We start from the raw sequence: 15583 nt of genomic DNA, 5'->3' as shown, positions 1-15583 counted from the left end.
GACTCTGGAAAGTTAAGTCAATTTGGCGGGCTTTATCCGCTTTTTCTGCACGATATCGTCGTCAGGGCAGGGTTGCCACCCCGGGCAGCCCCCTCCCGAGACCGAAGCCATGACCGAGCATTCCCTCAAGGGCAAGACCGTGCTGATCGCCGGTGGCGCCAAGAACCTGGGCGGCCTGATCGCCCGCGACTTCGCCGCACAGGGCGCCAAAGCCATCGTCATCCACTACAACAGTGCCGCTACCCAGGCCGATGCAGAAGCGACTGTAGCCACGGTGCAGGCCGCCGGCAGCAAGGCGGTGGCCCTGCAGGGCGACCTGACGTCGGCGGCAGCGATGGAGCGCTTGTTCGTCGATGCCGTGGCCGCAGTCGGCCGTCCTGACATCGCCATCAATACGGTGGGAAAGGTACTCAAGAAGCCGCTGCTGGACATCAGCGAGGCGGAGTACGACGAGATGAGCGCGGTCAATGCCAAGGCCGCGTTCTTCTTCCTGAAGGAGGCAGGTCGCCACGTCAATGACGGTGGCCGCATCTGCACCCTGGTCACCTCGCTGCTGGGTGCGTTCACGCCGTTCTATTCCAGCTATGCCGGCACCAAGGCGCCGGTCGAGCATTTCACCCGTGCGGCGTCGAAGGAGTTCGGCGAGCGCGGCATCTCGGTGACCGCGATCGGTCCCGGTCCGATGGACACGCCGTTCTTCTATCCGGCCGAGAGCGCCGATGCGCAGGCGTATCACAAGACTGCGGCGGCGTTGTCGGCGTTCACCCGCACCGGGCTGACCGACATCGCCGATATCGTGCCGTGGATCCGCTTCCTGGTGACCGATGGCTGGTGGATGACCGGGCAGACGATTCTGGTCAATGGTGGGTACACCACCAAGTAAGCAAAGCCATGCATGGCGTGGCCCTACCACGCGGGAACCGAATCATCCACGCATGGCGTGGATCTACCGCTGTGGTAGGTGCCAACCTTGGTTGGCACGGAGTCGGGCAGTGGCCACGGGCCACCTGTAGAGCCGTGCCATGCTCGACTCTACAGGTGTTGCCCGATGGATCAGCCCAGCTTCGCCAGCACCGCGTCGGTTGCCGCGGCGGTGCTGACGGCCTGGCCCTTGGCCGCAAGGTCGGCGGTGAACACGCCGTCATCCAGCACCGCATGCACGGCGGCTTCCACGGCTGCCGCTTCGGCCTCCAGCCCCAGCGAATGGCGCAGCAGCATCGCGGCGCTGAAGATTGTCGCGTACGGATTGGCAATGCCCTTGCCGGCGATGTCCGGGGCCGAACCGTGGATGGGCTCGTAAATGCCCACCGCACCCGGCTCGCCCAGCGAGGCCGACGGCAGCAGGCCCAGCGAACCGGCCAGCATCGAGGCCTCATCGGTGAGGATGTCGCCGAACATGTTCTCGGTGACGATCACGTCGTACTCGCGTGGCTTGGCCAGCAGGTGCATGGCCATCGAGTCGACCAACTGGTGCTCCAGCGCCACGTCCGGGAACTCCTCGCGGCCGATGCGTGCGGCCACGTCGCGCCACAGGCGCGAGGTTTCCAGCACATTGGCCTTGTCCACCGAAGTGACCTTGCCGCGACGCTGCTGGGCCAGGCGGAAGGCGCTGCGCAGCACGCGCTCGATTTCGGCCACGGTGTAGCGGCACAGGTCGCTGGCGCTGTCGGCGTCGCGGGTCTTGTCGCCGAAGTAGATGCCGCCGGTCAGTTCACGCACCACCACGAAGTCCACGCCCTGCAGCAGCTCGGCCTTGATCGGCGAGGCGTGCAGCGCGGCCTCGTGGGTACGCACCGGGCGCAGGTTCGCATACAGGCCCAGCGCCTTGCGGATCGCCAGCAGGCCCTGTTCCGGGCGCACCTTGGCGTTCGGGTCGGACCACTTCGGGCCGCCGACCGCGCCCAGCAGCACCGCATTGGCGGCCTGGCAGGCGGCCAGCGTCGACGCCGGCAGCGGTTCACCGTGGCGGTCGATGGCAATGCCACCGATGTCGTGCTCGCTGAAGGTGAAGGTGTGGTTGAAGCGTCCGGCGACCGCCTTCAGGACGGCAACTGCCGCGGCGGCCACTTCCGGGCCGATGCCATCACCGGGCAGGACAACAATTTCAGCGTGCATGCTCACTCTCGTAACGTTCGATTTCAGGGACACGGCCCAGCAGATACCCCAACTGGTCGACGCCTTCCAGCAGGCAGGTCTGCGAGAAGCCATCCAGCGGGAAGGAATAGACCTGGCCATCGGGGGTGCGCAGTTCGCGCGCAGCCACGTCGATGGTCAGCGCATCGTCCGGGCGCTGCATCAGCGCCTGGACGTCGGCCTCGTCCAGCACGATCGGCAGCAGGCCGTTCTTCAGCGCGTTGCCGCGGAAGATATCAGCGATCTCGCTGCTGACGATGGCACGCAGGCCCAGGTCGGTCAGCGCCCATGGCGCGTGTTCGCGCGACGAGCCGCAGCCGAAGTTGCGGCCCGCCAGCAGGATGCTGCGGCCGGCGTTGTGCGGCTGGTTGAAGGCGAAGTCGGCCACCGGCGAACCATCAGCTTGCCAGCGCCAGTCGTTGAACGCGTTGCGACCCAGCCCGGCACGCTCGGTGGTGGACAGGAACCGCGCCGGGATGATCTGGTCGGTGTCGATGTTGGTCTGGCGCAGCACCACGCTGGCCGAGGTCAGGGTACGGAAACCGGCCATCACGCCACCTCCTGTGCGAACAGTTCGCGGGTATCGGCAACGTGCCCGTTCACCGCCGCCCATGCGGCGCTCATCGGCGAGGCCAGCAGCGTGCGCGAACCGGGGCCCTGCCGGCCTTCAAAATTGCGGTTGCTGGTACTCACGGCCAGCTGGCCGGGGGCGACCAGATCGCCGTTCATCGCGATGCACATCGAGCAGCCCGGCTCGCGCCATTCGGCACCGGCCGCGCGCACGATCTCATGGATGCCCTCGGCCTCGGCCTCGCGCTTGACGATCTCCGAGCCCGGTACCACCAGCATGCGTACGCGCTCGGCAACACGACGGCCGCGCAGCACCTGTGCGACTTCGCGCATGTCGCTCAGGCGGCCGTTGGTGCACGAACCAACGAACACTACGTCCACCGGTGTGCCCGCCAGCGCCTTGCCGGCCTGGAAGTGCATGTAGTCCAGGCCCTTCTGTGCGGCGGCATCGTTGGCGACGGGAATCGGCGCATCCACGGCGATCGCGGTACCCGGATGCGTACCCCAGGTCAGGGTCGGGCGGATGTCGGCGGCTTCGATGTGCACTTCGCTGTCGAAGCGCGCGCCGTCATCGCTGCGCAGCTGTTGCCAGCGCGCCACGGCAGCGTCGAAGTCGGCGCCCTTGGGGCCGCGCGGCGTAGCGGCGACGAAGTCGAAGGTGACCTGGTCGGGCGCGACCATGCCGGCGCGTGCACCGGCCTCGATCGACATGTTGCACAGGGTCATGCGCTGTTCCATGTCCATCGCTTCGATGGTGCTGCCACGGAACTCGATCACGTGGCCGGTGCCGCCGTTGACGCCGATCACGCCGATGATGTGCAGGACCACATCCTTGGCGCCGACGCCGGGTGCCAGCGCACCGTCAACGGTGATCGCGAAGGTCTTGGCTTTGCGCTGCAGCAGGCACTGCGTGGCCAGCACGTGGCCGACCTCGCTGGTGCCGATGCCGAAGGCCAGCGAGCCGAATGCACCGTGGGTGGAGGTGTGGCTGTCACCGCAGACGATGGTCATGCCCGGCTGGGTGAAGCCCTGTTCCGGCGCAATGACATGGACGATGCCGCGGTTGTCCGAGGCCATGTCGAACAGTTCGATGCCGTGCTCGGCGCAGTTTCGCGCCAGGGTGGCGACCTGTGCCTCGGAAGCGGCGCTGGCGTAGGGCAACGTGCCGTCCGCCGCAGCCGGCAGGGTCGGCGTGGAATGGTCCATCGTCGCCTTGGTGCGGTCCGGCCGGCGCGGCGACAGGCCGCGCTCGCGCAGTTCAGTGAACGCCTGCGGCGAGGTGACCTCATGGATCAGGTGCAGGTCGATGTACAGCACGGCGGGTGCGCTGTCGGATTCGGGAACCACCACGTGGGCGTCCCACAGTTTGTCGTACAGGGTGCGGGGTGCGGAAGTCATGCGTATGCCTGGCAGAAGTACGAGATAGCGAACATCAGTAAAGAAAGCGGAACGGTCAAGTCAGCGACGGCGGGCGAGCACACGCAGGCGCACGTAGTCGGCCAGCGCCTGGCCGGCGGCATTGCGTGGCAGGTCGGCCAGCAACGCGGTGGCAGCCTCGCGCACGGTGGCGCGGGCCTCGGCGGGCAGGTCATCCAGCAGCGGCGCGGCGAATACCCGCAGCCAGCCGGCCACGCCGGTCGGCAGCGGGGTCGGGCGCGGCGTGCATTCGATCAGTTGCACCTGGAAGCCATGCTGGCGCAGGCGGTCGGCATAGGCATCGGCGGTCGGGAAGTACCACTGGAAGGTGCTGGCGCCATGGCCGTGGGCCACGCGTGCGGCCTGTACCGCCGCGACGATCGTGGCCACGTTGCCATGGCCGCCGAACTCGGCGACGAAGCGGCCACCGGGGCGCAGCGCGCGACGCACCCCTTCCAGCACGCGGTCCGGGTTGCCCATCCAATGCAATGCGGCATTGCTGAAGACCGCATCGAACTCGCTGTCGAACGACAGCGCGTGGCCGTCCATCACCTGCGCGTCGACGCCACGTGCACGGGCGGCGATCACCAGTTCCGGCGACGCGTCCACGCCGTGGATGCACGCGCCGCTCAGGGCCAGCTCGGTGCTGAGCACGCCATCGCCACAGCCCAGGTCGAGGATGCGCTCACCGGCGCGCGGATCGAGCAGGCGCGCGACCGCGCCACCGAGCAACGGTACGAAGCCGGCATCGATCGCATAGTCCTGGGCGTTCCACTGCTGGCCAGCGGCTGCGGTAGGAGTGTCGAAGGCGCTCATCTCGGGTTCCTCAGGCGGTGGCAGGGGTGGGAACGTCGGTGCTGCTGTGGGCGGTGGCCTGGCGCTGGCGCAGCAGGCGGTTGGCCACATCCAGCCAGGCCAGCGCGGAGGCTTCGATGATGTCCTTGCTGGTGCCGGTGCCGTCGTACTCCACGCCGTCGTGGCGCACGCTCAGATTGGCTTCACCGCGCGCATCGGCGCCGATGCCGACGCTGTGCACCTGGTAGCTGTCCAGCATCAGCTGCACGCCGGTGGCAGCCGACAGCGCGCCGAACAGCGCATCGACCGGGCCGTCGCCCTGCGCGGTCTCGGCCACGCGGTTGCCGTCCGGGTCGGACAGTTCGACCAGTGCGTTGGCGCGGCTGCCGACATCGCTGATGGTCATCGAGGCCAGGCGGTAGCCCTGTGCGTTGGAACCGCCCTGCATCAGCGTCTGCAGATCGGCATCGGTGACCACGCGCTGCTGTTCGCACAGGCCCTTGAACTGCTCGAACACCAGCTTCAGTTCGTCTTCCTCCAGCCAGAAGCCCAGCGCACGCAGGCGCGCTTCAACGGCGGCACGGCCACTGTGGCGGCCCAGCACCATCTGAGAATCCTCCCAGCCCACGTCTTCCGGGCGCATGATTTCGTAGGTGCCGCGATGACGCAGCATGCCGTGCTGGTGGATACCCGATTCGTGGGCGAAGGCGTTGGCGCCGACGATGGCCTTGTTGCGCTGCACCGGCATGCCGACCAGGCGCTGCAGCAGCTGCGAGGTGCCGACGATACGCGGGGTGTTGATCGAACTGTCCTGCTCGTAGAAGGCCTGGCGGACTTTCAGCACCATCGCGATCTCTTCCAGTGAACAGTTGCCGGCGCGCTCGCCGATGCCGTTGACGGTGCACTCGACCTGGCGTGCACCGCCCTCGATGGCGGCCAGCGAGTTGGCCACGGCCAGGCCCAGGTCATTGTGGCAGTGCGCGCTGAAGATCACGTTGGCGGCATTCGGCACATCGGCGACGCCGGCGATGACCTGCTGGAACATCGCGCGGATCTCTTCCGGCGTGGTGAAGCCGACGGTGTCGGGCAGGTTGATGGTGGTGGCGCCGGCGGCAATGGCTACGCGCGAGACTTCGATCAGGTAGTCCAGCTCGGTGCGGGTGGCATCCTCGGCCGAGAACTCGACATCGTCGATGTAGGAGCGAGCCAGCGAGACGTGCTTGCGTACCGATTCCAGTACCTGCTCGCGGGTCATCCGCAGCTTGTGCTCGCGGTGCAGCGGGCTGGTGGACAGGAACACGTGCAGGCGCGGGTTGCCTGCGGCCTCCAGGGCACGTGCCGAGGTCTCGATGTCGGCCTGCAGGCAGCGCGACAGCACGGCCAGGCTCAGGCTCGGGCGGCGCAGTTCGCGGCCGATCAGCGCCATCGCCTCGCGGTCGGACTGCGAGCTGGCCGGGAAGCCGGTCTCGATGATGTCCACGCCCAGTTCGTCCAGCGCACGCGCCATCACCAGCTTCTGCGGCGGGCTCATGCTGCAGCCGGGGGACTGCTCGCCGTCACGCAGGGTGGTGTCGAAGATGCGGATGCGCGGGGTGGTAATTCGTTCGATGGTGGTCACAGGGAAATCTCCTCGACAGCGGGCGTTGCGGCTTGCAGGTGGGAAGGGGAAGGCATGGGGGAGGGCGGCGCGCTGGCCTTGGCGGGCGAGCGGGGTGTTTCGCTGCGCCGTCGCCGTGGCTTGCGTGGCGGGCGCGGTCGGACGTCGGTAAGCAGGCCGGCCAGCACGCCGGCATCGATGTTCCCGCCGGACACCACCGCGCACTTGCGGCGGCCCGCGACGCGGCGGCCAGCGGCCAGCGCCAGCGCGCCGGCACCCTCGGCAATGATGTGTTCTTCCAGTGCCAGCCGGACCAGGGTTTCGCGCAGTTCGGCTTCGCGCACGATCACTACGTCGTCCAGCAGCGAGGTGCACAGGCGTCGGGTCAGGAATCCAGGGATCTTCACCCGCACGCCGTCGGCCAGCGAGGCGACGGGGGCGATCTCGCGTACGTCGCCGCGGATGGCGCGCGCCATTGAGTCAACGCCTTCCACCTGGGCACCGATCACGCGCACGCCCTGTGATTTCAGCGCCAGTGCAACGCCGGAGGCCAGGCCACCGCCGCCGATCGGCACGATCACCACGTCCGGTGCGTGCGCGGCCAGCTCGATGCCGACCGTACCCTGGCCGGCAATCACATCGGCGTCGTCGAACGCGGAAAGGAAGCGGTAGCCGTGGCGTTGTGCCAGTTCAACCGCGAAGGCGTAGGCCTCGTCATAGCTGGTGCCATGCTGGCGCACGGTGGCGCCCCAGTGAGCGACGCCGGCGATCTTGGTGGCCGGCGCGCCATGTGGCATCACGGTGATGGCCGGAACGTCCAGGCGGTAGGCCGCCCACGCCACGCCCTGGGCATGGTTGCCGGCCGAGGCGCAGATCACCGGCCGGGTATCGCCGCGCTCGCGGCCGGCCAGCAGCGCGTTCAACGCGCCGCGCACTTTGTAGGACCCGGTGCGCTGCAGGTTCTCCAGCTTCAGCCAGGTGCCGAAGCGCTCGGCATGGTGCAGCGGGGTAGGCGGCAGGAAGCGGCGCAGCCGGGCCTGCGCCGCCAGTACGTCGGCGACGCTTACGTCGCCGACATCGCTTTCCTGGCTGGCATCAGTGGCCGGCATGGGCCACCAGCGGGGTGCAGGCGACCGCCGCATGCGGGCACGGGCGGCGAAGAAGACGCCTCCGTACCGGCACCGTGGTCACTACGGTACGGGTGTTCATACGGATGCTCCTTCCACGGCGGTGACCTGCACGGACACGCAGTCGTAGATCTTCTCGATCTGCCGGCACAGCGTTTCCGCCGGGCGCTGGCCATCCACCACCAGTTGCAGGTGCCAGCGGCCATCGTCGGCGGCCACCGGCGCACCGCTGATCGCACGCGGCGCGAAGCCACGGCGCTCGGCCATGCCGATCACGCGCAACAGCGCGCCTTCGGCCGGGTGCAGCACCAGGTCAAGCCGGTAGTGCATTGGGGATCTCCTGGCGGGCATGGGCGGGGTTGCTTTCCAGCATCGTGCTGTTGGCGGTGTTCGGTGGCACCAGCGGCCATACGTTGGCGCGTGCATCGATGGCGACGTGCAGCAGTGCCGGGCCGGGTTCGGCCAGCAGCGCGGCCAGGCCACCCTCGACGTCATCCCGAGCGTCGATGCGGGTGGCGGAAATGCCGAACACCTGCGCCAGCGCCACGAAGTCCGGGTTGTCGGACAGGTCGATCTCGCTGTAGCGCTCGGCGAAGAACAGCTCCTGCCATTGTCGCACCATGCCCAGCGAACTGTTGTCCAGCAGCACGATCTTCACCGGCAGGCGGCAACGCGCGATGGTCGCCAGCTCCTGCACGTTCATCATGAAGCTGCCGTCGCCGGACACCAGCACCACGGTGCGATCGGGGCAGGCGAACTGCGCACCCATCGCTGCCGGCAGGCCGAAGCCCATGGTCCCCAGCGCGCCACTGGTCAGGTGGTTGCGCGGGTGGTTGAAGCGGCAGTGCTGCGCCACCCACATCTGGTGCTGGCCGACGTCGCAGGCGATCACCGCATCGGCCGGGGCCAGTTCGCTCAGGCGCTTCAGCAGCGCCGGGGCGTAGATGTGCTGGCCCGGTGCGTCGTAGCGCGCTGCGAAACGATCGCGATGCTGTGCACAGCGCTTGCGCCATGCGTCCTGGTGGGCCTTGGGGGAGGGGAAGGCCGCACGCAGGGCGCGGATGGCATGGCCGACATTGCCAGGCACAGCGACATCGGCGCTGCGCAGCTTGGAGATCTCATATGCGTCCGCATCGATGTGAACGACGCGGGCGAACGGTGCGAACTCCGCCAGCTTGCCGGTGGCACGGTCGTCGAAGCGTGCGCCCAGCACCAGCAGCAGGTCGCTTTCCTGCACCGCCATGTTGGCCGCGCGGGTCCCGTGCATGCCCAGCATGCCCAGCGACTGCGGATGGCTGGCCGGCAGTGCGCCCAGGCCGCGCAGCGTCATCACGGTGGGGATGGCACTGGCCTCGACGAAATCGCGCAGGTCCTGCACCGCATCACCCAGCGCGATGCCACCGCCGGCGTAGACCACCGGCTTCTCGGCCGCGGCCAGCGCGGCAATGGCTTCGGCAATGGCGGCCTCGGCCGGCGCCGGCGGTGGTTCGACGCTGCTGGGGGCATGGGCCGGCAGATGGCTGGCGTCGGCCAGCTGCACGTCCTTGGGCAGGTCGATCAGCACCGGGCCAGGGCGACCTTCGCGGGCGATCCGGAACGCATCGGCCACCACGCGCGGCAGGTCATCGACGCTGCGCACCAGCCAGCTGTGCTTGACGATCGGCATCGTCAGGCCGAACACATCCAGTTCCTGGAAGGCGTCGGTGCCCAGCAGCGGCGTGCCGACCTGGCCGGTGATGCAGACCATCGGTACCGAGTCCAGCATCGCATCGGCGATGCCGGTGACCAGGTTCGACGCGCCCGGCCCGGAGGTGGCCACGCAGACGCCCACCTGGTTGCTGGCGCGGGCGAAACCATTGGCGGCCAGGGCGGCACCCTGCTCGTGGCGCACCAGGATGTGCTTCAGCGACGAGTCCACCAGCGCGTCGTAGAACGGCATGATGGTGCCACCGGGATAGCCGAACAGCGTGCGGACGCCTTCGGCCTCCAGCGCCTGGGTCAGCCAGCGCGCGCCGTTGGGCGGCGCGCTGCGGTGTGTGGAAGAGTTCATGGGGGAACCTTGCAAAGCGGGTGGGGGAGGGCCGCGCGGTTACGCGGCCTGTCCTTGCAACCAGACCATCTTGGCGCGCAGTTCCTTGCCCACCTTTTCGATCGGGTGCTCCAGGTCGGCCTGCTTGAACCTGTTGTAGTTCGGCAGGCCCGCTTCGTACTCGGCCACCCAGTTCTTGGTGAAGGTGCCGTCCTGGATGTCCTTCAGTACTTCCTTCATGCGTGCCTTGGTGCCGGCGTCGATCACGCGCGGGCCGCTGACGTAGTCGCCGTACTGCGCGGTCTCGGAGATGAATTCCAGCATGCGCGAGATGCCGCCTTCGTAGAACAGGTCGACGATCAGCTTCAGCTCGTGCAGTACTTCGTAGTAGGCGATCTCCGGCTGGTAGCCAGCTTCCACCAGGGTCTCGAAACCGGCCTGCACCAGCGCCGACGCACCACCACACAGCACCGCCTGCTCGCCGAACAGATCGGTCTCGGTCTCTTCCTTGAAGGTGGTCTGGATCAGGTTGGCGCGGGCACCGCCGAGGCCGGCCGCATAGGCCTGGGCATGCTGCGCGGCCTTGCCGCTGACGTCCTGGTAGACCGCCCAGATGCACGGCACGCCACGGCCGATCTCGTACTCACGGCGCACCAGCGCACCCGGGCCCTTCGGCGCGACCAGCACCACGTCCAGATCGGCGCGCGGCTCGATCATGCCGTAGTGCACGTTCAGTCCGTGGGCGAACAGCAGGCACGCCCCCTGCTTCATGTTCGGCGCCAGCACATCGTTGTAGAGCTTCTTCTGCACCATGTCGGGGGTCAGCACGGCGACCAGATCGGCGTCCTTCACCGCATCGGCGGGCGCGACCACGGTGAATCCATCGGCCTGGGCCTTGGCTTCGGTCGGACCGCCCGGACGCAGGCCTACCACCACGTCGAAGCCGGATTCGCGCAGGTTCAGTGCGTGGGCGCGGCCCTGGCTGCCGTAGCCGATGACGGCGATCTTGGTCTGGGGCAGGTCGTTGGTGCTCATGGGGGAGGTTCCTTGCGGTGGGAAGAAAAAAGAACGGCCGGTCGTCGAGGTGACGTGCCGGCCGGTCAGGGGAAAGCGGTGGAGGGGGCGCCGCGCATCGCACAGGCACAGCCACCACGAGGCGTGGTGCTGCAGGTCCGGGTTGTGCGATGAGCGTTGGTCATGGTGGTTGCGTCTGAAACCAGGTTCTGAAATGAAAAAACCCGCACCGGGGCGGGTGCGGGTTTTTGAAGAGTTCCGGTGTGTCTGTTGCTTACACGCTGGCTCGTCCCGCACCTGTGGGTTGGGTAATAAGTACGAGCACAAGAATCGAACGCAGCGAGGCGGCGCCGATGGCGGCGGCTTCGATGTGGGTTCGCGGTGGCGTGTTGTGATGCAACATGCGATCGAGAGAAACACAGGCGTTTTGGCGGTGTCAACCCTCACGACAGTTTTTTTATCGGTTTCCAGTGAGTCCAGCGAAATCGCTTGCGCCGCAAGGATGGTTGCCACTGAAAGTGTTTCAGTGAACCCGAATTCACTCCTTTCAACACGCTTTTTGCGCGGATTCCGGGTCGCTGTTCGCCATGCTGGGGCGGACCCTGGTCGGCACCCACCGAAAGGCCATCGCCCATGACCTCTGCCCGATACCGCATGAAGGCCGCAGCGGCGAAGATCGCGGAACCACCTTCCACCGGAACCCGACCGTGTCCCGACGCCTTGCCCGCTCCCTGCTCGCCGCCGCCGTGCTGGCTGCCGTGCCTGCACTGTCCATCGCCGCCGACCGCATCACCGGCCACACCTTCGCCACCCGTTCGGAGGTGATCGCCCCGCATGCGATGGCGGCTACCTCGCAGCCGCTGGCCACCCAGATCGCGCTGGACGTGATGAAGGGCGGCGGCTCGGCGGTCGACGCGGCGATCGCGGCCAATGCCGCGCTCGGCTTGATGGAGCCGACCGGCAACGGCATCGGTGGCGACCTGTTCGCCATCGTCTGGGACCCAAAGACGCAGAAGCTCTACGGCTACAACGGCTCGGGCCGCTCGCCGAAGTCGCTCACCCTGGCCGAGTTCCAGCGTCGTGGCCTGAAGGACATCCCGGCCACCGGCCCGTTGCCGGTGTCGGTGCCCGGTGCGGTCGACGGCTGGTTCGCCCTGCACGACCGTTTCGGTCGCAAGCCGATGGCCGATAACCTGGCGCCGGCCATCCGCTACGCCCGCGAGGGCCACCCGGTGGCCGAGGTGATCGCCTACTACTGGGACCGTTCGGTGCCCAAGCTGTCGCAGTACCCGGGCTTCAAGGAGCAGTTCACGATCAACGGCCACGCCCCGCGCAAGGGCGAGATGTGGAAGAACCCGAACCTGGCCAGCACCCTGCAGAAGATCGCCGACGGCGGGCGCGACGCCTTCTACAAGGGCGAGATCGCGCGCACCATCGGTGACTACTTCAAGGCCAACGGTGGCTACCTGAGCTACCAGGACATGGCCGACCACCACGGTGAATGGGTCGAGCCGGTCAGCAGCAACTACCGTGGCTACGATGTCTGGGAGCTGCCACCCAACGGCCAGGGCATCGCTGCGCTTCAGATCCTCAACGTGCTGGAAGGCTACGATTTCTCGAAGATCCCGTTCGGCTCACCCGAGCATGTGCACCTGTTCGTTGAGGCGAAGAAGCTGGCCTTCGCCGACCGTGCGCGCTTCTACGCCGACATGGCATTCCAGCCGGCGCCGGTGCAGAAGCTGATCTCCAAGGAGTACGCCGCGCAGCGCCGCGCGCTGATCTCGATGGACAAGGCCTTGAAGGAAGTGCAGCCGGGCACACCGAAGCAGCTGGAGGAAGGCGACACGATCTACATGACGGTGGCCGACGCCGACGGCATGATGGTCTCGTTGATCCAGTCCAATTACCGCGGCATGGGCAGCGGCATGGCGCCGCCGGGGTTGGGCTTCATCCTGCAGGACCGCGGCGAGATGTTCGTGCTGCAGAAGAACCATCCCAACGGATACGCACCGGGCAAGCGCCCCTTCCAGACGATCATTCCGGCGTTCATCACCAAGGGGGGCAAGCCGTATGCCAGCTTCGGCGTGATGGGCGGCGCGATGCAACCGCAGGGCCATGCGCAGATCGTGATGAACCTGGTGGACTTCGGTATGAACCTGCAGGAAGCCGGTGATGCGCCGCGCATCCAGCACGAAGGCTCGACTGAACCGACGGGTCAGGCCACGGCGATGACCGACGGTGGTGAAGTGAATCTGGAAACCGGCTTCCCGTACGAGACCGTGCGCGCGCTGATGCGCAAGGGGCATCGCATCGTGTTCGCCGACGGTCCGTACGGCGGGTACCAGGCGATCATGCGCGATCCCGAGACCGGGGTGTACTACGGGGCTTCGGAGAGCCGCAAGGACGGGCAGGCGGCGGGGTACTGAGGTTTCCCGGCCACCGGGCTGAGCCCCCTCGCGGCTGAGCGCTGGAGCAGGTTCATGCGCTGGGGCGTGCGGGTGGGAGTGTCGGGGGACGCCGTAAATACGTCCTTGTAGGCTTAGCCGCGCCATCCATGGCGCGGATACCCCCGCCACTCCCACCCGCACGCCCCCCGAAAATTTCCGTGCGCGTCAGCCACGGAAGAGAAGGAAGAAGATCAAGAGCAAAGGCAACAGCGACAGCCGCGCGCTGTGGGTTGGGGTCGGATCCGTTTTCCGAAGGAAAACGGATCCGACCCCTTCTTGTTTTCCGATACACCTGATCCACGCATGGCGTGGATCTACTACCGTCACTGGGAGATCGTCGGAGGCGGGGAGGGGGCAGATGGCGGGACCGTCCACGGCATGGATGCCGTGGCCGAGCCTACAGGGACGTACTTGCGGCGTGTCCCGCCATCTGCCCCCTCCCCGCCAAGCAAGCAGAAGCCCAGAGCCGCCTTGGCTTCTGCACTTGCACTTGCACTTGCTTGAAAAAGCGGTGCAGCCGCAGGCTGCAAAACACCCTCAATCCTGATCGTGCGCGCGCGCTGCCTCGGCCTGCGTCTCCTCCTGCGCCGCCATCTCGCGTGCGATCCACGCATCGATCATGTGCCGCTGGCGCTGCGCCTGCCGTCGCTCGCGGGTGTACTCCTGGTCCAGCACCCGGTACAGGGACACCATCACAAGAAGCATCAGCAGCGCGAACGGCAGCGCAGCGATGGTGATCATGCCCTGCAGCGCCTCCAGTCCCCCTGCCAACAGCAAGGAACCCGCCACGAGCGCAATGCCGACACCCCACGCCACTTTGTGCTTGCGCAATGGCTCGCCCGCGTCGTCCGTGGACATGCTGGCCAGCACAAGTACCGCAGAATCAGCCGAGGTCACGAAGAAGATCATCAGTAGCACCAGCGCAATGCACGACAGCAGCAACGGCAGCGGCATGCTGTCGAACATGGTGAACAGCACCGTTTCATAGCCGTTGCCCAGTGCCTGCAGCAGGTCGGCCTGGCCGAAGATCTGCATCCAGATCGCGGTGCCACCGAACACCGAGAACCAGAAGAAGCCCAGCAGCGTCGGTGCCAGCACCACGCCGATCACGAACTCGCGCACGCTGCGCCCGCGCGAGATGCGCGCGATGAACGAACCCACGAACGGTGCCCAGGAGATCCACCAGGCCCAGTAGAAGATCGTCCAGTCCGCGACCCAGGTGCTGGACGAGAACGGTGACATGCGCAGGCTCATCGTCACCAGCTGATTGAGATAGGAGCCCAACGTCGTCGTGAAGGTGTTGAAGATCGCGCCAGTCGGGCCGAGTACCAGCACCAGCGCGAGCAGCAGTGCAGCCAATGCAAGGTTGAAGTTGGACAGCCATTTCATGCCGCGGCCGACGCCGCTGAGCGTGGACGCCATGTACAGTACGAAAGCCACTGCGATGATGGTCAGCTGCAGCGGCACGCCCGCCTGCACGCCGAACACGCGTTCCACGCCGGCCGCGATCTGTATCGTGCCGAAGCCCAGTGCTGTAGCCACGCCAACCGCGGTGGCGACGACCGCGGAGATGTTGACCATATGCCCGATCCAGCCACGATGGTGACGGCCGATGATCGGTTGCAACATATCGCTGATCTGGCCACGGCCGTTGCGGTTGAACTGGAACCAGGCCATTGCCAGGCCGATCAGCGCATAGATGGCCCACGGGTGCAGGCCCCAATGGAAGAACACATAGCGCATGGCAGCACGCGCGGCGTCCATGCTCTCTGGCGCCAATCCTTCGGGCGGCTTGCTGAAATGCGAGATCGGCTCGGCTGCGCCCCAGAAAACCAGGCCGATGCCCATGCCGGCGGCGAACAGCATCGACATCCAGCTGGCCCGCGAGAACTCCGGCTCGGCGTCTTCGCCGCCGATGCGCAGGTTGCCGAAGCGACCGAAGGCCAGGTACATCAGGAACACCAGGGCCAGGAACACCACCAGCAGGTACAGCCAGCCGATACCGCGGATGAGTTCGCCGAGGATGCTCTGCACCACGGTATTGAAGGGGCCGGGTGCAATACCGGCAAGCAGCACCAGCATCAGAACCAGTGCGATGGAAACACGAAACACCATGAAGGAGCTTCTCCGATCAAGGGATTGAGGGGAGCGAGCAGAGCTTGCAGCGAAGGGCCGGCGGCATGCGGCGCGAACCGGGCAGGGGCCGCGTCGGCGGCGAAGGAAGCATCGGTCGCGGGAGCGCGACGGACGTGCACGTTACTGAACGCGACGTCATGGTTCTGTTAACGAATAGCGATTGGGGTCAGATCCGGAGGCGGGCGGTCTATGCTCTAATGCACACCAAGAAGCGGGGGTACCGGGCCATGTGGCCACGGTTGAGACAGTCCCTTGGAACCTGATCCGGCTCATACCGGCGTAGGGAAGCTTTGCAATGCAGCCGTGCCCGGACTCCGCC

Annotated in this window: 12 protein-coding genes and 1 riboswitch; of the genes, 2 read left to right on the top strand and 10 right to left on the bottom strand. The window is 66.9% G+C overall.

Going from position 1 to position 15583, the window contains the following annotated elements:
• Positions 1-109: 109 nt before the first annotated feature.
• Complete coding sequence (locus ACS0OT_RS16530) at positions 110-883, top strand: SDR family oxidoreductase (RefSeq protein WP_065178342.1); 774 nt, start codon at positions 110-112, stop codon at positions 881-883.
• Positions 884-1053: 170 nt separating this feature from the next.
• Here ACS0OT_RS16530 and leuB read toward each other — a convergent pair whose 3' ends face one another.
• From leuB to ilvC, 9 genes are all read right to left on the bottom strand, one after another.
• Positions 1054-2115 (bottom strand): 3-isopropylmalate dehydrogenase, encoded by a 1062-nt coding sequence (gene leuB / locus ACS0OT_RS16525; RefSeq protein ID WP_053499071.1) that lies wholly within the window; start codon positions 2113-2115, stop codon positions 1054-1056.
• Positions 2105-2683 (bottom strand): 3-isopropylmalate dehydratase small subunit, encoded by a 579-nt coding sequence (gene leuD / locus ACS0OT_RS16520; RefSeq protein ID WP_005419117.1) that lies wholly within the window; start codon positions 2681-2683, stop codon positions 2105-2107. The genes leuB and leuD overlap by 11 nt, the downstream gene beginning before the upstream one ends.
• Positions 2683-4101 (bottom strand): 3-isopropylmalate dehydratase large subunit, encoded by a 1419-nt coding sequence (gene leuC, locus ACS0OT_RS16515; protein WP_139727626.1) that lies wholly within the window; start codon positions 4099-4101, stop codon positions 2683-2685. The genes leuD and leuC overlap by 1 nt, the downstream gene beginning before the upstream one ends.
• Before the next feature lie 60 nt (positions 4102-4161).
• Positions 4162-4935, bottom strand: a complete 774-nt coding sequence (locus ACS0OT_RS16510) for a class I SAM-dependent methyltransferase (protein WP_053499067.1) — start codon at positions 4933-4935, stop codon at positions 4162-4164.
• A 10-nt stretch (positions 4936-4945) separates the two neighbouring features.
• On the bottom strand, positions 4946-6532 hold the full coding sequence (locus tag ACS0OT_RS16505; RefSeq protein ID WP_436403429.1) for a 2-isopropylmalate synthase: 1587 nt from the start codon (positions 6530-6532) through the stop codon (positions 4946-4948).
• Positions 6529-7620, bottom strand: a complete 1092-nt coding sequence (locus ACS0OT_RS16500) for a threonine dehydratase (RefSeq protein WP_436403430.1) — start codon at positions 7618-7620, stop codon at positions 6529-6531. The genes ACS0OT_RS16505 and ACS0OT_RS16500 overlap by 4 nt, the downstream gene beginning before the upstream one ends.
• Positions 7621-7716: 96 nt before the next feature.
• A complete protein-coding gene (locus ACS0OT_RS16495; RefSeq protein ID WP_005419108.1) occupies positions 7717-7968 on the bottom strand; it encodes an ACT domain-containing protein in 252 nt (83 codons plus the stop codon).
• On the bottom strand, positions 7952-9688 hold the full coding sequence (gene ilvG / locus ACS0OT_RS16490) for an acetolactate synthase 2 catalytic subunit (protein WP_005419106.1): 1737 nt from the start codon (positions 9686-9688) through the stop codon (positions 7952-7954). Before ilvG ends, ACS0OT_RS16495 begins: the two co-directional genes overlap by 17 nt.
• A gap of 39 nt (positions 9689-9727) precedes the next feature.
• The gene (gene ilvC / locus ACS0OT_RS16485; RefSeq protein WP_053499062.1) at positions 9728-10702 is read right to left on the bottom strand and encodes a ketol-acid reductoisomerase; all 975 of its coding nucleotides are present in this window, start codon (positions 10700-10702) and stop codon (positions 9728-9730) included.
• A 686-nt stretch (positions 10703-11388) separates the two neighbouring features.
• Between ilvC and ggt the strand changes: the two genes are divergently transcribed.
• Positions 11389-13107, top strand: a complete 1719-nt coding sequence (gene ggt / locus ACS0OT_RS16480) for a gamma-glutamyltransferase (RefSeq protein WP_414604000.1) — start codon at positions 11389-11391, stop codon at positions 13105-13107.
• A gap of 558 nt (positions 13108-13665) precedes the next feature.
• Here ggt and ACS0OT_RS16475 read toward each other — a convergent pair.
• Positions 13666-15243, bottom strand: coding sequence for a BCCT family transporter (locus ACS0OT_RS16475; protein WP_065178347.1), 1578 nt, complete (start codon positions 15241-15243; stop codon positions 13666-13668).
• 224 nt (positions 15244-15467) lie between these two features.
• Positions 15468-15568: riboswitch (TPP riboswitch) on the top strand.
• The last annotated feature ends 15 nt before the right edge of the window (positions 15569-15583 follow it).

This window comes from Stenotrophomonas maltophilia group sp. RY12688, from assembly GCF_052149045.1.
Taxonomy (GTDB): domain Bacteria; phylum Pseudomonadota; class Gammaproteobacteria; order Xanthomonadales; family Xanthomonadaceae; genus Stenotrophomonas; species Stenotrophomonas sepilia.
The sequence above is the reverse complement of the archived record's forward strand: the minus strand, read 5'-3'. Positions and strand labels throughout refer to the sequence as shown.